This window comes from Micromonospora sp. NPDC005163 (assembly GCF_053599835.1).
On sequence record NZ_JBSFYP010000002.1, the window covers coordinates 87,151 to 107,468 of the forward strand.

20 protein-coding genes and 1 pseudogene are annotated in these 20,318 nt (G+C 72.7%); 12 read left to right on the forward strand and 9 right to left on the reverse strand.

Going from position 1 to position 20,318, the window contains the following annotated elements:
• Positions 1-65 precede the first annotated feature (65 nt).
• From ACWD6N_RS02120 to ACWD6N_RS02135, 4 genes are all read left to right on the forward strand, one after another.
• On the forward strand, positions 66-917 hold the full coding sequence (locus ACWD6N_RS02120) for an LLM class flavin-dependent oxidoreductase (protein ID WP_354963799.1): 852 nt from the start codon (positions 66-68) through the stop codon (positions 915-917).
• Entirely contained in the window at positions 914-1,339 is a 426-nt protein-coding gene (locus ACWD6N_RS02125; protein ID WP_354963800.1) for a nucleoside deaminase, read from the forward strand. The genes ACWD6N_RS02120 and ACWD6N_RS02125 overlap by 4 nt, the downstream gene beginning before the upstream one ends.
• 253 nt (positions 1,340-1,592) lie before the next feature.
• Positions 1,593-2,858: an AGE family epimerase/isomerase gene (locus ACWD6N_RS02130; RefSeq protein WP_354963801.1), complete on the forward strand. Its 1,266-nt coding sequence runs from the start codon at positions 1,593-1,595 to the stop codon at positions 2,856-2,858.
• Positions 2,855-3,808: a carbohydrate kinase family protein gene (locus ACWD6N_RS02135; protein WP_354963802.1), complete on the forward strand. Its 954-nt coding sequence runs from the start codon at positions 2,855-2,857 to the stop codon at positions 3,806-3,808. The genes ACWD6N_RS02130 and ACWD6N_RS02135 overlap by 4 nt, the downstream gene beginning before the upstream one ends.
• A gap of 52 nt (positions 3,809-3,860) precedes the next feature.
• On the opposite strand, the gene ACWD6N_RS02140 is transcribed toward ACWD6N_RS02135, so the two are convergent.
• The 3 genes from ACWD6N_RS02140 to ACWD6N_RS02150 form a co-directional block, all read right to left on the reverse strand.
• Entirely contained in the window at positions 3,861-4,841 is a 981-nt protein-coding gene (locus ACWD6N_RS02140; protein ID WP_354964010.1) for a LacI family DNA-binding transcriptional regulator, read from the reverse strand.
• A gap of 72 nt (positions 4,842-4,913) precedes the next feature.
• Positions 4,914-6,293 (reverse strand): FAD-dependent oxidoreductase, encoded by a 1,380-nt coding sequence (locus ACWD6N_RS02145; protein ID WP_354963803.1) that lies wholly within the window; start codon positions 6,291-6,293, stop codon positions 4,914-4,916.
• 23 nt (positions 6,294-6,316) lie between these two features.
• On the reverse strand, positions 6,317-7,453 hold the full coding sequence (locus tag ACWD6N_RS02150; protein WP_354963804.1) for a carboxylate-amine ligase: 1,137 nt from the start codon (positions 7,451-7,453) through the stop codon (positions 6,317-6,319).
• 229 nt (positions 7,454-7,682) lie between these two features.
• Between ACWD6N_RS02150 and ACWD6N_RS02155 the strand changes: the two genes are divergently transcribed.
• The 3 genes from ACWD6N_RS02155 to ACWD6N_RS02165 all read left to right on the forward strand — a co-directional run bounded on the left by ACWD6N_RS02155 (position 7,683) and on the right by ACWD6N_RS02165 (position 10,309).
• Positions 7,683-7,976 carry a DUF6412 domain-containing protein gene (locus tag ACWD6N_RS02155; RefSeq protein ID WP_354963805.1) on the forward strand — a complete coding sequence of 98 codons (294 nt, stop codon included), beginning with the start codon at positions 7,683-7,685 and terminating at the stop codon, positions 7,974-7,976.
• 99 nt (positions 7,977-8,075) lie between these two features.
• Positions 8,076-8,831, forward strand: a complete 756-nt coding sequence (locus ACWD6N_RS02160) for a YidC/Oxa1 family membrane protein insertase (protein WP_354963806.1) — start codon at positions 8,076-8,078, stop codon at positions 8,829-8,831.
• A gap of 71 nt (positions 8,832-8,902) precedes the next feature.
• Entirely contained in the window at positions 8,903-10,309 is a 1,407-nt protein-coding gene (locus ACWD6N_RS02165; RefSeq protein WP_387326013.1) for a carbohydrate-binding protein, read from the forward strand.
• A 30-nt stretch (positions 10,310-10,339) separates the two neighbouring features.
• Here the strand turns inward: ACWD6N_RS02165 and ACWD6N_RS02170 are convergent, their stop codons facing one another.
• Both ACWD6N_RS02170 and ACWD6N_RS02175 read right to left on the reverse strand, forming a co-directional pair.
• The gene (locus ACWD6N_RS02170) at positions 10,340-11,011 is read right to left on the reverse strand and encodes a DedA family protein (RefSeq protein ID WP_354963808.1); all 672 of its coding nucleotides are present in this window, start codon (positions 11,009-11,011) and stop codon (positions 10,340-10,342) included.
• Positions 11,012-11,111: 100 nt separating this feature from the next.
• Entirely contained in the window at positions 11,112-11,726 is a 615-nt protein-coding gene (locus ACWD6N_RS02175; RefSeq protein ID WP_354963809.1) for a DUF1349 domain-containing protein, read from the reverse strand.
• Positions 11,727-11,819: 93 nt separating this feature from the next.
• Here ACWD6N_RS02175 and ACWD6N_RS02180 point away from each other — a divergent pair, with 93 nt between their 5' ends.
• The gene (locus ACWD6N_RS02180; protein ID WP_354963810.1) at positions 11,820-13,478 is read left to right on the forward strand and encodes an alpha-amylase family protein; all 1,659 of its coding nucleotides are present in this window, start codon (positions 11,820-11,822) and stop codon (positions 13,476-13,478) included.
• Positions 13,479-13,514: 36 nt separating this feature from the next.
• The gene (gene fabG / locus ACWD6N_RS02185) at positions 13,515-14,273 is read left to right on the forward strand and encodes a 3-oxoacyl-ACP reductase FabG (protein WP_354963811.1); all 759 of its coding nucleotides are present in this window, start codon (positions 13,515-13,517) and stop codon (positions 14,271-14,273) included.
• Positions 14,274-14,334: 61 nt separating this feature from the next.
• Here the strand turns inward: fabG and ACWD6N_RS02190 are convergent, their stop codons facing one another.
• Both ACWD6N_RS02190 and ACWD6N_RS02195 read right to left on the reverse strand, forming a co-directional pair.
• On the reverse strand, positions 14,335-14,751 hold the full coding sequence (locus ACWD6N_RS02190; protein ID WP_121657381.1) for a hypothetical protein: 417 nt from the start codon (positions 14,749-14,751) through the stop codon (positions 14,335-14,337).
• Positions 14,744-15,139 (reverse strand): hypothetical protein, encoded by a 396-nt coding sequence (locus ACWD6N_RS02195; RefSeq protein WP_354963812.1) that lies wholly within the window; start codon positions 15,137-15,139, stop codon positions 14,744-14,746. Before ACWD6N_RS02195 ends, ACWD6N_RS02190 begins: the two co-directional genes overlap by 8 nt.
• Before the next feature lie 242 nt (positions 15,140-15,381).
• Between ACWD6N_RS02195 and ACWD6N_RS02200 the strand changes: the two genes are divergently transcribed.
• Positions 15,382-16,284 carry a Gfo/Idh/MocA family protein gene (locus tag ACWD6N_RS02200; RefSeq protein ID WP_354963813.1) on the forward strand — a complete coding sequence of 301 codons (903 nt, stop codon included), beginning with the start codon at positions 15,382-15,384 and terminating at the stop codon, positions 16,282-16,284.
• A 491-nt stretch (positions 16,285-16,775) separates the two neighbouring features.
• Positions 16,776-17,573 carry an ErmE/ErmH/ErmO/ErmR family 23S rRNA (adenine(2058)-N(6))-methyltransferase gene (erm, locus tag ACWD6N_RS02205; protein ID WP_354963814.1) on the forward strand — a complete coding sequence of 266 codons (798 nt, stop codon included), beginning with the start codon at positions 16,776-16,778 and terminating at the stop codon, positions 17,571-17,573.
• 11 nt (positions 17,574-17,584) lie between these two features.
• Here erm and ACWD6N_RS02210 read toward each other — a convergent pair whose 3' ends face one another.
• Entirely contained in the window at positions 17,585-17,776 is a 192-nt protein-coding gene (locus tag ACWD6N_RS02210; RefSeq protein WP_354963815.1) for a DUF2795 domain-containing protein, read from the reverse strand.
• Between the two features lie 118 nt (positions 17,777-17,894).
• Between ACWD6N_RS02210 and ACWD6N_RS02215 the strand changes: the two genes are divergently transcribed.
• Complete coding sequence (locus tag ACWD6N_RS02215) at positions 17,895-19,151, forward strand: erythromycin esterase family protein (RefSeq protein WP_354963816.1); 1,257 nt, start codon at positions 17,895-17,897, stop codon at positions 19,149-19,151.
• A gap of 21 nt (positions 19,152-19,172) precedes the next feature.
• Here ACWD6N_RS02215 and ACWD6N_RS02220 read toward each other — a convergent pair.
• Positions 19,173-20,315: pseudogene (locus ACWD6N_RS02220) on the reverse strand (MMPL family transporter); the annotation flags it as partial.
• Between the last annotated feature and the right edge of the window lie 3 nt (positions 20,316-20,318).

Below are 20,318 nucleotides of genomic sequence, written 5' to 3' on the forward strand. Positions count from 1 at the left end.
ATCCACCGCGCTGTTGTGGGATCACGATGTTCACACGCCGGTCCACACTGGCTAGCGTGGGACCCGTGCACATTGGCGTGAACGTACCGAACTTCGCCCCGGGCACCGACCCTGACATGTTGCGACAGTGGGCGCAGACGGTCGAGGGTCTCGGCTTCGACCTGCTGATGGTCTCCGATCACATCGCGGTGACCCCGGACGTGGCCGAGCAGTATCCGGCGCCGTTCTACGAGCCGTTCACCACGCTGTCCTGGCTGGCCGGGGTGACCCGCCGGATTCGGCTGGGCACCACGGTGCTCATCGTCCCGTACCGGCACCCGCTGCTCACCGCCCGGATGGCGGCGAACCTCAACCGGCTCAGCGGCGGCCGGCTCGTCCTCGGTGTCGGCGTCGGCTGGGCCCGGCAGGAGTTCGAGGCGCTCGGCGTGCCGTTCCGGCGGCGCGGCGCGCTGACCGACGATTACCTGCGTGCCATGCGCGACGCCTGGCAGAACACCGACGACTACGACACGGGTGCGATCCCGATCTGGGTCGGCGGCAACAGCGAAGCCGGCATGCGTCGCGCGGCACTGCTCGGTGATGCCTGGCACCCGCTGCGGGTCACGCCCGGATGGCTGGCCGAGGCAGCCGGACAGCTGAAGGCCGTCGCCGACGAACTGGGTCGCCCGGTGCCCGCGTTGATGCCGCGTATCGCGCTGCGGGAGACCCCTGATCCGGTCACCGACCCGGGCCGGCTCGCCGGGGTCGGCGCCATCGACCAGATCATCGCCGACATCGACCAGGTCCGTCTGCTCGGCGCGGAGACGGTGGTGCTCGACCCGTTCAACGGCGACCTGACCGAGATCCGCCAGCCCGAACGCGCCTGGCGGACCCTTGCGGCCGTGGCCGCCCACCACAGATCCCAGGAGGGTCGATGACACCCGACGACGAGACGTTTCTCCGCCGCGCCGTGGAACTCGCCAGGCAGGCAGGGGCTTCCGGCGAACGACCGTTCGGCTCGTTGCTGGTCGGTGCGGACGGCGTCGTCCTGATCGAGGACCACAACACCGTGGTCTCCGACTCGGACATCACCGCTCATCCGGAACTGAAGCTGGCCCGCTGGGCCGCTCGGGAACTCTCCCCCGACGTGGCCGCCGGCGCCACCATGTTCACCAGTTGCCAGCCCTGCCCGATGTGCGCGACCGCGATCAACCGGTCCGGCCTCGGACGGGTGGTGTACGCCCTGTCCAGCGAGCAGTTCGAGACGGTCAAGCCGGCCACCCCGCCGCTGCCCCCGGTCCGGTACGAGGGGCCGGCGCTGTTCGATGAGGCGCGCCAGCCGATCGACAACTATTACTGACCACAGCTGTGGCTGGTCCGGTGCGGTGTGACGAACCGGAATTGACAGTCGGCCGGCTGCCGGAGCAGGGTTGAGCGGTGACAACGATGTCAACGGGCAAAAGGGAGGAATCGTGCGTCATGATCCTCCCCGCTGTGCATCCGGCGCGGCCAGCCGGTTCGCGGCGTCCCGTTGGCGGTTTCCCGGCGCGGACCCGGTCCGCCCGCCGATCCTGGCCGTATGTTCCTTCCCTACCCGACGGTGACCAGCTGAGATGACCGACGTGCCCCGATCCGACGCCGAAAAGACCCCTGCTCCGGCAGGATCACCCGACCTGCCCGACCTCGATCTGTTCCTCGCCGGCCAGACCCACACGCTGCTCGACACGGCGCGGCGGGCGGTCCGGCCCGAGGGCGGCTTCTGGTGGCTGACCGACGACCGCACCCCGGACCGCGGCGAGCCGCTGCACACCTGGATCACCTGCCGGATGACCCACGTGTCCGCCCTCGCCCACCGCAACGGCGACCCGGACGCGGCCGCTCTGGTCGACCACGGAATCGCCGCGCTCAGCACGCTGCTGCGCGACGACCGGTACGGCGGCTGGTTCGCTGCCGTCGACCAGCAGGGCGCGCCCACCAACGAGCGCAAGGCCGGGTACGACCACGCGTTCGTGCTGCTCGCCGCGTCCGGCGCGGCGCGCGCCGGGCGGCCCGGCGCGGACCGGCTCCTCGACGACGCCCTGGCCGTGGTGCGGGACCGGTTCTGGGACGCCGAGGTTGGCGCGGTCCGCGAGTCCTGGAACCGCGACTGGACGGTCACCGAGGACTACCGGGGCGCGAACAGCAGCATGCACATGGTCGAGGCGTTCCTCGCCGCCGCGGCCGCCACCGGCGACGCGAGCTGGACCGACCGGGCGCTGCGGATCGGCACCCATCTGGTGCACGGCGAGGGCGCCCGGCACGACTGGCGGCTGCCCGAGCACTTCACCGCCGACTGGGCACCGCTGCCCGACTACAACCGGGACCGGCCCGCCGACCCGTTCCGGCCGTACGGCTCGACGATCGGGCACTGGCTGGAGTGGGCCCGCCTGCTGCTGGAGCTGGAGGCGGTTCTGCCGCAGCCGCCGAGCTGGCTGCTCGCCGACGCCCGCGCCCTGTTCGCCGCCGCCGTACGACGGGGCTGGGCGGTCGATGGCGCCGACGGCTTCGTCTACACCATCGACTGGGACGACCGGCCCGTCGTCCGCTCCCGGATGCACTGGGTGCTGGCCGAGGCGATCGGGGCGGCGATCACCCTGCACCGGCGCACCGGGGACGCGGTCTACGCCGACTGGTACCGGGTGTTCTGGACCTACGCGCGCCACCACCTGATCGACGACGCCGGGTGGCGGCACGAACTGGACCCGCGGAACCAGCCCGCCGGCACGGTCTGGCACGGCCGGCCGGACGTTTATCACGCGTACCAGGCCGTGCTGCTGTCCCGCTCGGCCGACGCGCTCGGCGGCCCCGGCCCGCTCGCCCCGGGCGAGGTGCCCGCGTGATCGTGGTGGCGGGTGAGGCGCTCATCGACCTGGTGGTCACCGCCGAGGGGCAGCGGGCGGTGCCGGGCGGATCGCCGGCGAACGTGGCGGTCACGCTGGCCCGGCTCGACCAGCCGGTGCGGCTGCTGGCCCGGCTCGGCGCCGACGAGTACGGCCGTCAGCTCGCCGAGCACCTGAGCGCCAATCAGGTGGACCTGGACTGGGCGATCCGCGCCGAGCAGCCGACTTCGGTGGCGGTGGCCACCCTGAACGCCACCGGGCAGGCCAGCTACGAGTTCCGGCTGGCCGGCACGGCGGACTGGCAGTGGACGCCGCAGGAGTTGCCCGAACTTGCGGGTTCGCCGGCGACCGCCCTGCACACCGGGTCACTCGCGCTGGCGCTGGCACCGGGCGCGCAGGTACTGGAGGACCTGCTTGCCCGCGAACGCCGCCGGGACGGGCTCACCGTGTCGATCGACCTCAACCTGCGTCCGAGCATCGTCACCGACCGGGCGGCGGAGCAGGCGAGGGTGCGGCGTCAGGTGAGCCTCGCCCACCTGGTCAAGGCCAGCGACGAGGACCTGGCCTGGCTCTACCCGGATCGGACGGTGTCCGACGTGATGGCCGAGTGGCGCGAGGCCGGGGTGTGCTGCGCGGTGGTGACCCGGGGTGCCGACGGCGCCTGGCTGCTCGCCCCGGACGGCTCGCTGCACGAGGAGCCGGCGGTGCCCACGACCGTGGTCGACACCGTCGGGGCCGGTGACGCGTTCACCGGCGGCCTGCTGGCCGCGCTGGCCGACCTCGACGCCCTCGGTGACCGGCCGGCCGACCGGCTCGCCGCGCTGACCCCGGCGCAGTGGGCCCGGGTGCTCCGGCAGGCCGCGCTGGTGGCCGCGCTGACCTGCGCCCGTCGCGGCGCGGACCCGCCCCGCCGGGCCGAGGTGGAGGCCCTGCTCGGTGCCGTGAGCTGAGCACCGCGCCGGCCCGACCCTCGCTCGGGTCTCGGGTCGGCGCGATCGGCCGTCAGGCGGCCGGCGGGGTCAGGCCCCGACGCAGCAGCCGGGTGGGGAGCACGGTGGTCGACGGTGGGGAGTCGTCACCGGCGATCCGCTGGAACAGCCGTTCGCTGGCGATCCGGGCCAGCTCCCGGGTGTCGTACCCGACGACGGTGAGCGGCCTGGGCATCAGGTGGGCCAACTCGAAGTCGTCGAAGCCGACCAACGCGGCGTCGCTGCCCCGCCGGTGCAGCTCCTGCAGGGCGCCGACGGTGATCCGGTTGTTGCCGCAGAAGAACGCGGTGGGCGGGTCCGGCAGGTCGAGCAGCGCGGCGACGGCCCGTCCGGCCTCCTCCGGCGCGATGAGCCGGTCGCGGACCAGCGACTCGTCGGGCTCGATCCCCGCGGCGGCCAGCGCCGCCCGGGCGCCGGCCAGCCGCTCACGAATGGTGGGCACGCTCGGCGCGCCGAGCAGGACACCCACCCGGCGGTGCCCCTCGTCGAGCAGGGCGCCGACCCCGGCACGGCTGCCGCCCTGGTTGTCCAGCAGCACGGCGTCCGCGAGCAGACCCTGCGGCGGCCGGTCCAGGAAGACCACCGGCATGCCCAGCTCGACCTCGCGGCGCAGGAACGAGTGGTCCGGGCCGGCCGGCACCACCAGCAGCCCGTCGACCCTGCGCTGGGTGAAATCCTGGAGCAGGGCGCGTTCCCGCTCCGGGTCCTCCTCGGAGGAGGCGGTGATCAGCATCGTCCCGTGCGCGGCGGCGATCTCGGCGGCCACACTGGCGATGGTGGCGTAGAACGGGTTGGCGATCTCCTCGATGAGCAGCCCGACGGTGGCGTTGAGCTGTCGGGAACGCAGGTTGCGGGCGATGTCGTTGCGCCGGAAGCCCAGCTCGGCGATGGCGGCCAGCACCCGACCGACCAGTTCCTGCCCCACCGGCTCGTCGTTCACCACCCGGGAGACGGTCTTCAGGCTGACCCCGGCGTGCCGGGCCACGTCGACCATGGTCGGGCGTCGGCGCGCGGTCGGCCGGGTCGGGGTCTGCGTCACGGGGGGGTCCTCCACGGGCGGCGCGGGTCAGCGGTCGACGGCGGCGAGCACGTCGACGGCTTTTCGGGCGGCGATCAGCACCGGGTCCCACACCGGCGCGTACGGCGGAGCGTAGCCCAGGTCGAGCGCCGTCATATCGTCCACCGTCATGCCGTTCCACAGCGCCACGGCCAGCGTGTCGATCCGTTTGGCCGCCTCGGACCAGCCGACGATCTGCGCGCCGAGCAGTCGACCGCTGGGTCGCTCGGCGATCAGTTTGACGGTCATCCGCCGGGCGCCGGGGTAGTAGCCGGCCCGGTTGGTCGAGTCGGCGACCACGGAGATGAAGTCGAAGCCGGCCGCGGTGGCGTCCCGCTCGCGCAGGCCGGTCCGGCCCACCTCCAGGTCGCAGACCTTCGTGACGGCCGTGCCGATCACGCCCATGAAGGTGGCGTACCCGCCGCCGATGTTGATCCCGGCCACCCGGCCCTGCTTGTTGGCGTGCGTGCCCAGCGGTATGTGCACCGGCATCCCGCTGACCCGGTGCAGCGTCTCCACGCAGTCGCCGGCCGCCCAGATACCGGGCATGCCGGGGACCCGCATCCGGCGGTCCACCCGGATCGCGCCGGTCGGCCCGATGGGCAGCCCGGCCGCCTCGGCGAGGGCGGCGTTGGGGCGTACGCCCAGGCCCAGGACCACGACGTCGGTCGGGATCGGCCCCTCCGCGGTGACCACCGCGGAGACCCGGCCGTCGCGCTGCTCCAGGCCGGTCACCCGCAGGCCGGTGCGGATCGTGAGGCCCAGGCCGCGCATCGCGTCGGCGACCAGCTCGGCCATGTCGCCGTCCACGGTCGCCATGGGCTGGTCGGCCGCCTCGACCAGGGTGACGGAGAGGCCGCGCTGGATCAGGGCCTCGGCCATCTCGACGCCGATGTACCCGCCACCGACCACCACCGCCCGGCGCGGCTGCGGCTCGCTGTCCAGCCAGTCGCGCAGCGCGGCCCCGTCGTCGAGGGTCTGCATGCCGAACACGCCGCCCGCGTCGGTGTCCGCCCACGGCGGCTTCACCGGCATCGCGCCGGCGGCGTACATCAGCTCGTCGAAGCGCTCGCGGACCTCGCCGCCCTGTTCCAGGTCCCGGGCGACAACCTCGCGGCGCTCCAGGTCGATGGCGGTCACCTCGTGGCGTATCCGCACGTCGATGGCGTACTCGGTGCGGAACGTCTCCGGGGACCGGGCGATCAGATGCTCCGGGCCGGGCACCAGGCCACTGATCCAGTACGGGATGCCGCACGCCGAGTAGGAGGTGAAGTGGCCGCGTTCGAAGACCACGATCTCCAGGTCGTCACGGACGCGGCGGCGTCGGGCCTGGGACGCCGCCGACATGCCGGCGGCGTCCCCGCCGATGACGATCAGTCGTTGCGCCACGGGACCATCCTGTCACGCGGTGATCAGCCGCGGGTCTGTCGCGCCACGTCCTGCACCACGTCAATCAGCCGTCCGGTGCGGGCGAACACCGCCCGCTGCCGCCCCGCGCCGCTGCCGTGCCGGCGCAGCACGCTCAGCAGGTCGGTCACCTCGGCCCAGTCGCCGTGCTGCTCCAACGCCGGTCGCATGCGTTCCACGAACCGGTCCAGCAGCTCCCACGCCGGGCGCAGCTCGCCGGTGGTGACGTCGACGGCGTCGCCCTCCAGGCCGTCGTGGGCGGCCCGCCAGTGTGCGCCGACCAGCAGGTGGTGGTCGGTGGGCAGCGCGGGTCGGTCGGCCTCGACGTCCGACATGGCGGTGGCCACCAGGGCCCGGACCAGCGCGGCGACCAGCACGGCGTCGTCCACCGACGGGCAGACGTCGCCGATCCGCAGCTCCACGGTCGGGTACTTCGCCGACAGCCGGGCGTACCAGTAGAGCATCCCCTCGTCGAGCATCACCCCGCTGGCGATCAACTGGCGGATCAGCCGCTCGTAGTGCTCGTGCGACTCCAGCCAGGGCGTCGGCGCCACCGACGGCCAGCGTTCCCACTCCACCGAGCGCCAGCTGGCGTAGCCGGTGTCCTCGCCGCGGGCGAACGGGGAGTTGGTGGTCACGGCGTGCAGCATCGGCAGCCAGGGCCGGACGTGATTGAGCACCTGCACGCCGGTCTCCGGGTCGGGGACACCCACGTGCACGTGCATGCCGTTGTTGCCGGGACCCGGGACGAGCAGCCGGAACCGTTCGATCATCCGGTCGAAGCGGGGCTTGTCGACCACCGGCGGCACCGGACCGTCGACCGGCCCGGTGCCGATGGCCAGCAGCCGTACGCCGGCCCGCTCGGCGGCGTCGGCGAGCGCCCCGCGCAGCACGGTCAGGGAGTGCCGGATCGAGGAGAGCTCAAGGCCGGGCGGGCTGCCAATCTCGATCTGGCTGGTTTGGAACTCCCGCTCCACCTGCCCGCGCAGCTCCGCCGGCACCTGTTCGAGGACCAGGTCGACGGCGGGTACCGCGGCCCCGGTGTGCGGGTCGACGAGCAGGAACTCCTCCTCGACACCCACGGTGAGCAATTCGGTCCCCGCGGTCGTCCCGCTGGGCACCTCCGCCACCTGGCCGGTCATCGCCACCACCGTCCGTTCCTGCCGGTCGCGGTCCGTCCGCGTCGGTCGGTCGTTTGGTTACCCACCGTGGCGATGGCGGGAAACGTGGTGACGGCGCGTCGGACCGCGTGTCGGGCGGACACCGCGCGTCGCGCACCGCGTGTCGGCCGCCGCCGGGTTCGCCCCCCACGTGCCGACGGGTGGCCGCGATTCGATCGGCTGGCGTGACACCGGGCCCTAGGCTGAACCCGTGCCGGTACCGGTGGGGCTTCTCGGGGTTGCGTGGATTTCCACGTTCGCGCAGCTCACCCTGCTCGCGCTGCGCCCGGCTGACCTGCTCGCCGGCGTCGCGTTGACCGCCCTGGTGCTGCTCGCCGTGCTGCTCGCGGCGCGCGTGCCCGGTCGCTCGGGAGTGCCGGGCGTCGCCCGGCGCTGGACCGGGCTGCGGGCCCGCTCCCGTGGTCGCCGGGTGCCCCGGCAGGTCGACCCCGACGCGGCCGGCCGGCCCCGCCCCCGCGCACCCGGGCACCCCTCGGCCGCGTAGCGCGACGCCGCCGCGCGGCCGATCCCGCCGTCATCGGTTCTCCCGTCGGGCGGACGCCGCCGGGGGAGGACCCACCGGAATCGGACCGAGGGGTTTCCCATGCTCGCCTTCGCACCTCTGACCGGCGTGGTCGGCGCCGCCGGCACCGCGCTGTCCTGGCTCACCGATCTGCTCGAACCGTTGGCCGGCGGCATGGCGACCGCCGCCGCCATCGTGCTGCTCACCATCGCCGTGCGGTTGCTGATCTCGCCGCTCACCGTCGCCCAGGTCCGCGGGGAGCGGCGCCGCGCGGCGCTCGCCCCGCAGGTCCGTGATCTTCAGCGGCGGTACGCCGACGACCCGACGAAGCTCCAGAGCGAACTGTTCGGGCTGTACCGCTCGGCCGGCGCCAACCCGATCGCCGGCTGCCTGCCGTTGCTGCTCCAGGCACCGTTCCTGCTGGTGCTGTACCGGCTGTTCACCACGAGTGAGGGCGGCACCGGGCTGCTCCAGGAGCGGCTGGCCGGGGTGCCGCTGGGCCACCACCTCGGCGACGGGCTGGCCGGGGCGGCCGGTCCGCTCTTCGCCGTACTGCTGGCGGCGCTGCTGGTGTTGGCCTGGTGGTCGTCGCGGCGGGCCCGCCGGGCGTCGGCGGCGGTCGGCACGGTGGCCGGTACGCCCACCGAGGGCCCGGGTGCGGCGACGCTCGGTCGGCTGCTGCCCCTGCTGCCGTTCACGACGGTGCTGGTGGCGCTGGTGCTGCCACTCGCGGCGGTCATCTACCTGGTGACCACGACCGCCTGGTCGGCACTGGAGCAGGTGGTGCTCCGCCGGCCGCAGGCCACTCCGGCGCGCGCCGATATAGATCGACGTTGACAACTGTTTCGTTGGGACGTACAACTCTGAGAGAGCGCTCTCTCGACCCGTCCCCGCAGAGAGGCACATCCATGTCACCTCCTCCGGCGGCCATCGCCGCCCCGCCCGTCCGACGCCGGATGCTGGCGTCCGTCCTGCTCGTCGCCACCACCACCGCCCTGGCCGGGATCACCGTGACCGCGCAGGCCGCCGTGCCGCCCCCCGCCGCCGGTTGGAGCACCGTCTGGAGCGACGACTTCACCGGCGCCGTCGGCACCCTGCCGTCGCCGGCCAACTGGATCATCGACACCGGCCACAACTACCCCGGCGGCCCGGCCAACTGGGGCACCGGAGAGATCCAGAACTACACCGCCAGCACCGCCAACGTCAGCCACGACGGTGGTGGCAACCTGCGGATCACGCCGCTGCGCGATGGTGGGGGCGGCTGGACCTCCGCCCGGATCGAGACCGTGCGCAGCGACTTCAAGGCCCTGGCCGGCGGTGTGCTGGCCATCGAGGGCCGGATCCAGATGCCGAACGTCACCGGCGCCGCGGCGGCCGGCTACTGGCCGGCGTTCTGGGCGCTCGGCGCACCCTACCGGGGCAACTATCAGAATTGGCCGGGCATCGGCGAGTTCGACGTGATGGAGAACGTCAACGGCATCAACTCGGTCTGGGGAGTGCTGCACTGCGGCGTCGCGCCGGGCGGACCGTGCGACGAGTTCAACGGCATCGGCGCTTCCCGGGCCTGCCCGGGCGCGAGCTGCCAGTCCGCGTTCCACACCTACCGGTTCGAGTGGGACGTCTCCATCAGCCCGCAGCAACTGCGCTGGTACGTCGACGGGCAGCTCTACCACACCGTCACGCAGAGCCGGGTCGGCGAGCCGGCCTGGTCGCAGATGACCTCGCACGCCGGCTACTTCCTGCTGCTCAACGTGGCGATGGGCGGGACGTTCCCGAACGGGGTGGCGGGCAGCGGCACGCCGACCGCGGCGACCGTCCCCGGTCGGCCGATGCTGGTCGACTACGTGGCGGTGTACCGCCGCGGCGGCGGGACCACCCCGCCGCCCACCACCCCGCCGCCCGGCGGCAGCAGGGACGCGTACGGGCAGATCCAGGCCGAGGCGTTCAACGGGCAGAACGGGGTGCTCGTCGAGGCGTGCGCCGAGGGCGGGCAGAACATCGCCGCGCTCCGCAACGGGGACTGGGCGCGCTACGACGGCGTCGAGTTCGGCTCCGCAGTGCCCCGGGACTTCGTGGCCCGGGTGGCCTCCGGGGCCGGCGGTGGGGTGAGCGGTCTGGTCGAGGTGCGGTTGGACAGCCCGACCGCCGCGCTGATCGGCAGCTTCGCGATCGGCAACACCGGCGGCTGGCAGAGCTGGCGCTCGGTGCCCGGCAACGTCAGCGGCGTGACCGGCCGGCACACCGTCTACCTCACCTTCACCAGTGGGCAGCCCAACGACTTCGTCAACGTCAACTGGTTCACTTTCCGCCGCTGAACGCCCAGTTCGGCTGAGCGGGCACGCGGATCAGCGACCGGCGGTCACCGACCGCCGGTCGTCGCGCGTCCGGCGACGGCGGACCTTGCGGATCACCCAGCCGACCACCATGACGACGAAGACCGCGACGATCGCGTAGTTGAACCAGTCGCTGTACCGCTCGACGTCCTGCCAGCGGCTGCCGAGCGCGTAACCGGCGCCGACGATGAGGGCGTTCCACACCCCGCTGCCGATCGTGGTGAGCAGGATGAACTCGCCCAGCGGCATCCGGTTCGCCCCGGCCGGGACGGAGACCAGGCTGCGGACCACCGGCACGACGCGGCCGATCAGCACCGCCCACCGGCCGTGCCGCTCGAACCAGCGGTCGGCCCTCTCCAGGTCGTCGGCGTCCACCAGCGGGATGCGGTCCAGCCAGCGCTTGAGCCGCTCCTCACCCAGCGCCGCGCCGAGCCAGTAGAGCACCAGCGCGCCGGCCAGCGAGCCGACCGTCGCGGCCACCACCACGAGCACCACGTTGAACCGGCCCTCGCTGGCCAGGTAGCCGGCGAGCGCCAGCACGATCTCGCTGGGAATGGGCGGGACGATGCTCTCCAGCGCCACCAGCAGCGCGACACCGACCGGCCCCATCCCCTCGATCACGGTGGCCACCCAGCCGGTCAACCCGGTGAACCTGGTCGGGTCGACATTCTGGGCGAGCGCCATGGTCGGTCCTTCCGGGTCGGCGGCCGGGGGGATCGGATGGTCATACCCGATCGGTGCCCGGCCACACCTGCCGGTGAGCCGGGCCACCTCGCCGTGCCGGTCAGTGCTCCGGGTGCAGCGCGGTGTCGGCCGGCCCCTGCCGCCAGCCGGTGAACACCACGGTGAGGCCGGCGCGGACCGGCGCGCAGCAGAACGGCCCGGCCGTGGCCTCGGCCGTCGGGTCCAGCGGGGCGAGCCGGACCAGCCGCCACGGTTCGTCGTCGATCCGCGCCCGGACGGTCAGCGCGTCGCCGGCCCGGCTGACCCGGACCGTCACCTCCCGGCCCGCCCACTCCGGCACCGGTGCCACCGACCAGTCGGAGAACTCCCGGGTCACCACCGCGCCGAGCTGGAGTTCGACGTCGCTCACCTCGACACCGGCCTTGATCCAGTTGCGCTCGTCCACCCGGACCAGCGCACCGGCCTGGTCGAACTGCCCGGTGAGGTCGAGCCGGAAGCTCACCTCCATGGCGCTGCCGACCGGCAGCGGGGCGAGCAGGGCGGGGCCGTTGTCGTGCACGAACCCGTAGCTGGTCCGCCGCCAGAGGTCGCTCTCCGCCGCCGGTTCGACGACCAACTCGCCGGCCGGGCTCTCCTCGGCGCGGACCGGCGGATACAGCCAGCCGCCCCGGGCCCAGTCCAACGGTTCGCTCGGCGGTACGAGGTCGATCTCCATGACCGGCACGGTACCGGCCGGAAGCGACCGTCCCGGCTCCGCCGCCCGTCGGCCGGGTTTGCCGCGCCGATCCACGGGAGAAGTTCCTCCGGCATGGGTGACCGTTGGTATTCCGAAGCCGTCGTCTACTGCCTCGACATCGACACGTACGCCGATTCCGACGGCGACGGGGTTGGTGACATCCGTGGGCTGATCGGCCGGCTGGACTACCTGGCCCGGCTGGGCGTGACCTGCCTGTGGCTGCACCCGATCCACCCGTCACCCAACCGCGACGACGGCTACGACGCCACGGACTTCTACAACGTGGACCCGCGCTTCGGCACCCTCGGCGACTTCGCGGAGCTGCTGCACCAGGCGCAGAACCGTGGCATCCGCGTGATCATCGACCTGGTCGTCAACCACACCTCCGACGAGCACCCGTGGTTCCAGTCCGCCCGCTCGTCGCCGGACTCGCCGTACCGCGACTGGTTCGTCTGGTCCGACACCGAGCCGGCCGACCGGCACCAGGGCATGGTCTTCCCCGGTGAGCAGAACGAGACCTGGAGCTACGACCGCACCGCCAAGGCGTGGTTCTACCACCGGTTCTACAAGTTCCAGCCGGACCTCAACTTCGCCAACCCGGAGGTCCGGGCGGAGATCAAGAAGGTCATGTCGTTCTGGCTCCAGCTCGGCGTCTCCGGCTTCCGGATGGACGCGGTGCCGTTCATCATCGAGCTGACCGAGCCGGGCAACCCGAACTCGCCGAAGGACTTCGAGTTCCTCACCGAGATGCGCCAGCACGTGCAGTGGCGGCGCGGCGACGCGGTCCTGCTGGCCGAGGCGAACGTCGAGCCGGACCAGCTGCCGACGTTCTTCGGTGACGCCGGCGGCTCCGGCAACCGGATCCACATGCTCTTCGACTTCATGCTCAACGGTCGACTCATGCTGGCCCTCGCCCGACAGGATCCGGAGTCGCTGATCGAGGCGCTGCGGGACACCCCGACGCTGCCCGTCGGTGGGCAGTGGGCCACCTTCCTGCGTAACCACGACGAGATCGACCTGTCCCGGCTCACCACCGAACAGCGCAACCAGGTGTACGCGCAGTTCGGCCCGGACGAGAACATGCGCATCTACGACCGGGGCATCCGCCGCCGACTTGCCCCGATGCTCGGCAACGACCGGCGTCGCATCGAGCTGGCGTACGCCCTCCAGTTCTCGCTGCGCGGCACGCCGGTGCTGCGCTACGGCGAGGAAATCGGGATGGGGGAGGACCTGTCGCTGCCCGGCCGGGAGGCGATCCGTACCCCGATGCAGTGGTCGTACCAGCCGAACGCCGGCTTCTCCACAGCGGACCCGGAGAAGCTGGTCCGCCCGGTGATCGACAAGGGTGAGTTCGGCTACCAGAGGGTCAACGTCACGGCCCAGCGCGGTGACTCGAAGTCGCTGCTCGCCTGGTTCGAACGCATGATGCGGACGCTGCGTGAGGCACCGGAGGTCGGCTCCGGCTCGACCACCCACATCGACGTGCCCGCGCCGGCCGGGGTGCTGGCGCACCGGGCGGACGGGCCGACCGGGACGATGGTCTTCCTGCACAACCTGGGCGCCGACGACGTCGAGGTGGACCTGAGCACCCTGGAGGCGGAGGCCGACCTGCCGAACGACGTGCTCGCCGACCGCGGCTACGGAGAGCTGGGCAAGCTCGGCGCGGTCAAGCTCTCCGGCTACGGCTACCGCTGGATCCGGCTCTGTCGGGGCTCGGTGGGGACGGGTTAAGCTCCACCGACCGAGCCAAGTTACCCGGAGGTAATCATGTCGGAGGAGCCCCGCGTCGCCATCGTCACCGGAGCCGCACGCGGTATCGGTGCGGCCACCGCCCGCCGGCTGGCCGCCGACGGCATGGCCGTCGCCGTGGTCGACATCGAGGAGGCGGCCACCAAGGAGACCGTGGACGCCGTCGCCGGTGCCGGCGGCCGGGCCCTCGGCGTCGGCGCCGACGTCTCCGACCGGGCCCAGGTCGAAGCCGCCGTGGAGCGGATCGCCGCCGAGCTGGGCGCGCCCACCGTGCTGGTCAACAACGCCGGGGTGCTCCGCGACAACCTGCTGTTCAAGATGACCAACGCCGACTGGGACACGGTCATGGGGGTGCACCTGCGTGGCGCGTTTCTGTTCAGCCAGGCCGCCCAGAAGCACATGGTGGACCGCAGGTGGGGGCGGATCGTCAACCTGTCCAGCACCTCCGCGCTGGGCAACCGGGGCCAGGCGAACTACGCCGCCGCCAAGGCCGGTCTCCAGGGCTTCACCAAGACCCTCGCCATCGAGCTGGGACCGTTCGGGGTGACCGTGAACGCGGTGGCGCCCGGCTTCATCGTCACCGACATGACCGCCGCCACCGCCGCCCGGATGAAGGTGGACTTCGAGGACCTCCAGAAGCACGCCGCCGCCGAGATCCCGGTACGTCGCCCGGGCCGGCCGGAGGACGTCGCGCACACCATCTCGTTCCTGGCCAGCGAGGGGGCGGGATTCGTCTCCGGCCAGGTCATCTACGTGGCCGGCGGCCCGCGGAACTGACCCGTACCCGTCGAGGGCGCTCCATGCACGAGGGAGCGCCCTCGACGTGTGCGCGGGTCGTTCAGGCGGGGTCGCGGCGGGTGCGCCAGAGCCAGAACAGGCCGAGCACCGGCAGCACCAGCGGGATGTAGCCGTACCCGCTGCCGAACTGCGACCAGACCGTCTCGTCGGGGAAGAGTTCCTTGTCGGCCAGGCTCAGGATGCCGACCGCGACCACCCCGACCAGCTCCAGTGAACAGCAGGCCAGCGCGACCCGTCGGCCGGTGTGCCCGGCACGGGCCAACCCCACCGCGGCGACGATGTAGATGAGCGCGGCCAGCGCGGAGAGCAGGTACGCCACCGGCGCCTCGTCGAACCTCGTGGCGATCTGCAGGCCTGCCCGGCTGGTCGCCGCGATGGCGAAGAGCAGGTAGACCGCGATCAGCAGCCGGCCCGGACCGGTGTTCGTCGCGCGCCGGGCCGGTCGTGTCTCAACCACCGATGACCTCCCAGGTCTGCTGCAATCGGACGACCACCACCGGGGCCACCAGGCAGACCGCGCAGACGATCGCCGAACCCCAGCGGGTCGGCTCCATCCGGGCCAGCACCCAGGCCAGCGGCGGCAGGCAGACCAGCGTGACGAGGTAGCCGAAGAAGGCGCCGGGCTCGCCGGGCCGATCCCCGCCGCCGACCGCGACCAGCGCCAGCACGCTCAACGCGAGCAGTGCCAGTTCCAGGACGGCCAGGCCGGCGAACTGCACCCGGTCCGGTGGCCGGTGGCGTACCGCCGCCACCAGTGCCCACACCGCGACGAGCAACGACAGCACGATCGACGCCGTCGCGAGAATCCCGTCCACCGGCGAGTTGGCCGCTGCCGCACTGGTCATCGGCCCCACCCGGTCGTTGCCTCGGTCACCGGCACAGCCTACTAACCGTCGTAGTACGTCGGCGACCCTGCCTCGCTGTCCTCCGCCACCGCTGTCGAGCGGCCGGGCCATGGCCGGCCGGGCGGAGACCGGAACCTGCGGGCTCGGGGTTGGTCGACCCGCCGCCGTCACGGCTGGTGGGGCGACTAGCGTGGATCACGCCCGTGGCGTCGTCGCGGTGCGGGGAAACGGCGGAGGTACACGTGCTGCGGTTCGGCTTGTTCGGCACCGGTCACTGGGCGATCGAGACGCACGGGAAGGCGCTGCACGCACACCCGGACGCGGAGTTGGTCGGCGTCTGGGGGCGCAACCCGGAGCGGGCCGCCGCGCTGGCCGAGCGGTACGGGGTGCCGGCGTACGCCGACGTCGACGCGTTGCTCGAGGTGTGCGACGCGGTCGCGGTCGCGCTGCCGCCGAACATCCAGGCCGACATCGCGACCCGGGCGGCCGCCGCCGGCCGGCACCTGCTGCTGGACAAGCCGCTGGCGCTGACCGTCGAGGACGCCGACCGGGTGGTCGCGGCGGCGGAGGCGTCGGGGGTCGCCTCGGTCGTCTTCTTCACCCAGCGGTTCCAGCCGAACGTGACCGCGTTCCTCGCCGCCACCGCAGCCGCCGGGGGCTGGCAGCACGGGCGGACCGTCGCGTTCGCCTCGATCTTCCAGGAGGGCAGCCCGTACGGCGGTTCGCTGTGGCGCCGGGAGCACGGCGCGCTCTGGGACATCGCCCCGCACGCGCTCTCCATCATCCTGCCGGTGCTGGGTCGGGTGACCCGGGTGGCCGCGATGGACGGACCGAGCGGGATGGTGCACCTGCTGCTCACCCACGACGGTGGCGCCACCAGCAGCGCCTCGCTCTCCCTGGACGCCCCGAGCGAGTCGATGACCCGCGAGTTCGTGTTCTACGGCGAGAACGGCATCGAGACCGTCCCGGTCGGCGACAACGACCCGGCCACGGCGTTCGGTGTGGCGATCGACCAGCTCGTGGAGCAGGTGCGGGCGGGCACCCGCGACCACCGCTGCGACGTCCGGTTCGGCCGTGAGGTCGTCGCCATTCTCGCCGCCGCCGAAACCGCCCGCGCCGAATCCCGCACCATCCCCCTCCCGTAACCCCCCATCCGCACCCCGCCCCCGCCGCCTGTTGATCAAGAGGTTTGCGTCAACCGGCGCGGCGTGTCGTGACGCAAACCTCTTGATCACCGGGCGGCGGGGGCGGGTGGGCGTTAATCGGTGGGGTTGACGTGGGGGGTTGGTTAGGGTGGCGGGATGTTTACGCATGCCCTGATCGAGGGGGTCGGTACGCCGGCCGCCTGGGGCCCGATGCTGGTGTCCCGCCCGCGAGTCCGGCGTCCGGCCCTGGCCGGCCGGGACGCGACCCGCCGCTGATCGGTCCATCTCCGCGGTGCGCCGGGGTTGAGCCCCGCCGCTGCTGATCGGCTCATTCCTGCCGCCGCACGGGGCTGCCGCCCCGTCGCCGCCGCACCTTCGCGTACCCGTGTCATCGTCCAGGGCCGTCCGAGTCCCGATCCACTCGGACAGGCCCGGAATCCCGGCTGCCTGTCCAGCCCGTCGCCGAACGGCGACAGACAGGACGACGACCCGTGGCGCCCCGCAACTTCCGACCAACCGAACGCGACCGGTCCCGTCGCGTACTCAGCCAGAACTTTCTCGTCGACCGGGCCGCGGTGGCACGGCTCGTCCGCGCGGCCGACCCCGATCCGGACGGGCTCCTGCTGGAGGTCGGCGCCGGTCGCGGCCAGCTGACCCGACCGCTCGCCGCCCGCTGCGGGCGACTGACGGCGTACGAGGTGGACCCGGCCGCCGGCCGGGAGCTGGTTGCCGTCTGCGCGGCCCTGCCCAACGTCGAGCACCGGCAGGCCGACTTCCTCGCCGCCGAGCCGCCACCGGAGCCGTTCGCGGTGGTCGGCAACATCCCGTGGTCGCTGACGTCCGCGGTGGTGTGGTGGTGCCTGGCCGCGCCCCGGTTGCGCTCGGCCACCCTGCTCACCCAGCTGGAGTACGCCCGTCGCCGCAGTGGCGACTACGGCCGGTGGACCCGGCTCACCGTGTCGACCTGGCCGGAGGTCGACTGGCGGCTTGCCGGGCGGGTGCCGCGTACCGCGTTCCGGCCGGTGCCTGCGGTGGATGCCGGGATCCTGCGGATCGACCGACGGGCGGAGCCGCTGCTGCCCCGGGCCGCCCTGCCGGCGTACCGAAGGCTGGTGGCGGTGGGCTTCGAGGGCGTCGGCGGTTCGCTGGCGGCGACCCTGCGCCGGCACCACCCGCCGGCCCGGGTGGCCGCGGCGCTGCGCGCCACCCGGACGGCGCCGGACACCCCGGTCGGGTACGTCTGGCCGGAGCAGTGGCTGGTCCTCTTCCGACTGCTGCACGCCCGCTGACCGCAGCGGGGTCAGGAGAGGGTTGTCAGCGCCGCGTTCAGCTCGTCCGGGGACTCGAACTGCTCCATCGGCAACGCCTGGAACATCTGCAACATCGCCGTGCTGGCCCCGTTCTCCTGGCCCCAGCGGACCAGGTCCTCGCGGGAGACCGGGTAGTCGAGCCCGGCCAGGTACTCCTGCAACTGAATCCCGGTGACGGTCATGCCGGCCGGCTACCCGCTCGTCGTACGCGTACACCGGTCGGCCGGGCGGCCGGCGGACGGCGTGTCGCCCGGCGGCGCGCCGACGGTTTGTCGGAGCGGCCGCCGGGTAGCCGCGGACATGCTGGTTCAGCGGCTCGGCGCGCCGAGCGACTTCGACCCGTTGCTGGAGCGCGTCCGGGACGCCCGGGTGGTGATGATCGGCGAGTCCACCCACGGCAGCTACGACTACTACCGGCTGCGCGAGCAGCTCACCCGCCGGCTGATCGCGGAGTGCGGCTTCTCGTTCGTGGCCGTCGAAGGCGACTGGCCGGACTGTGACCGGGTGCACCGCTCGGTCACCGGTGCGCCGGGCGGCGCTCTCGACCCGCAGGCGGCGCTCGAGCGGTTCGAGCGGTGGCCGACCTGGATGTGGGCCAACGCCGAGGTGGCTCGGTTCTGCCGCTGGCTGCGGGCGTGGAACCTGGAGCGCGCGGAGGGCCAACGGGCTGGATTCCACGGGCTCGACGTGTACAGCCTCTGGGAGTCGATGCAGGCGATCTTCGACTATCTGGGGGAGGAGGATCCGACCTCGCTGGAGGCGGCGCAGGACGCGTACCGGTGCTTCGAGCCGTACGGCAAGCGGGTCGAGGAGTACGGCGCGGCCAGCCGGTTCGTCTCCGCCCGGTGCGAGGAGGAGGTGGTGCGACTGCTGGCCAGGACCCGGGAGCAGGCACTCTCCGACGGCCCGGACCGCTTCTCGGCGTGGCAGAACGCGGAGGTGGTGGCCGGCGCGGAGCGTTACTACCGGGCGATGGTGACCGGCGGACCGGATTCGTGGAACATCCGCGACATCCACATGCAGGACACCCTGGACCGGCTGCTGGACCGGTACGGCCCGGACGCCCGCGGGATCGTCTGGGCGCACAACACCCACGTCGGGGACGCCCGGGCCACCGACATGGTCACCGACGGGATGATCAACATCGGCCAGTTGGCCCGGGAGCGGCACGGCGACGACGCCGTGGCGCTGATCGGCTTCGGCAGCTACCGGGGTACGGCGATCGCCGCCCCCCGATGGGGGTCACCGGCCGAGGCGATGGTCGTCCCGCCGGCCCGGGAGGGATCGGTGGAGCGGCGGCTGCACCAGCTGATGCCGGAGCGGGCGGTGCTGGTCTTCGGCGGCGACGACCAGCCGGGCTGGGTCACCGGCACCGCGGACCACCGGGCGATCGGAGTGGTCTACGACCCGTCCTTCGAGTCCTGGGGCAACTACGTGCCCACCCGACTCGGCGAACGCTACGACGCCTTCATCTGGTGCGACGAGACCACCGCCCTGCACCCGCTGCCCGTCCCGGCCGTCTCCGGCGAGATGGAGACCTACCCCGCCGGCGTCTGACCGGGCCGGGCAGCGGGAGGGTCAGACGCCGGCCGGGGTGCGGTCCGTGAGCTTCGCGCGCAGGCCTTCACCCTCGATGTCGACGTTCGGTAGGGCGCGGTTGAGCCAGCGCGGGAGCCACCAGGCGCGGTCGCCGAGCAGCGACATTATTGCGGGAACGATGGTCATCCGCACCACGAAGGCGTCGATGGCCACACCCACGGCGAGCGCGAAGCCCATCGACTTGATCACCGGATCCTCCAGGAAGGCGAAGCCTCCGAAGACCGAGATCATGATGAGTGCGGCGGCGGTGACCACCCGGGCGCCGTGCCCCATGCCGCTGATGGTGGCCTGCCGGGCCGACTCGCCGTTCACGAAGTCCTCCCGCATGCGGGACACCAGGAACACCTCGTAGTCCATCGCGAGCCCGAACAGGATCCCGATGAGCAGGATCGGCAGGAAGCTGATCAGCGGGCCCGGGGTGTCCAGGCCGACGAGGTCGGCGAGGTGCCCCTGCTGGAAGACCGCCACCGTGATGCCGAACGTGGCGGCGACGGTCAGCAGGAAGCCCAGCGCGGCCTTGACCGGCACCAGCAGCGAACGGAACACCAGCATCAGCAGCAGCACCGAGAGCCCGACCACCAGCAGCAGATAGACCGGCAGCGCGTCGGAGAGCTTCTCGGAGACGTCGATGCCGATCGCGGTGACGCCGGTGAGCAGCACGTCCGCGTCGCGGATCCCGCCCACGGAGGCACGGATGTCGTGCACCAGGGTTTCGGTGGCCTCGTCGGTCGGGCCGGTCTTCGGCACCACCCCGAGCAGGGCGGTCCGGCCGTCCGGGCTGAGCTGCGCCGGCGCCACCGCGAGCACGTTGTCGGTGCGCTGGAGCAGCGCGGTGACCTGCGGCACCGCGGCCGAGGTGGCCTGTGGCGTGTCGCCCGCGACCACCACCGCGAGGCGGCCGGTGAAGCCCGCACCGAAGCCCTCGGTGGTCAGGTCGTTCGACACCCGGGCGGGCGAGCCGGCGGCCGCCGTGGAGGCGTCCGGCAGGGCCAGCCGCATGTCCGGCGTGGGCAGCGCGAGGACTCCGAGGCCGAGCAGGCCGACGAGGATGACCGGTACGCGGAACCGGGTGACCAGCCGCGCCCAGCGGAAGCCGAAGCCGGACCGGTCCTCGGACCGCGCGGT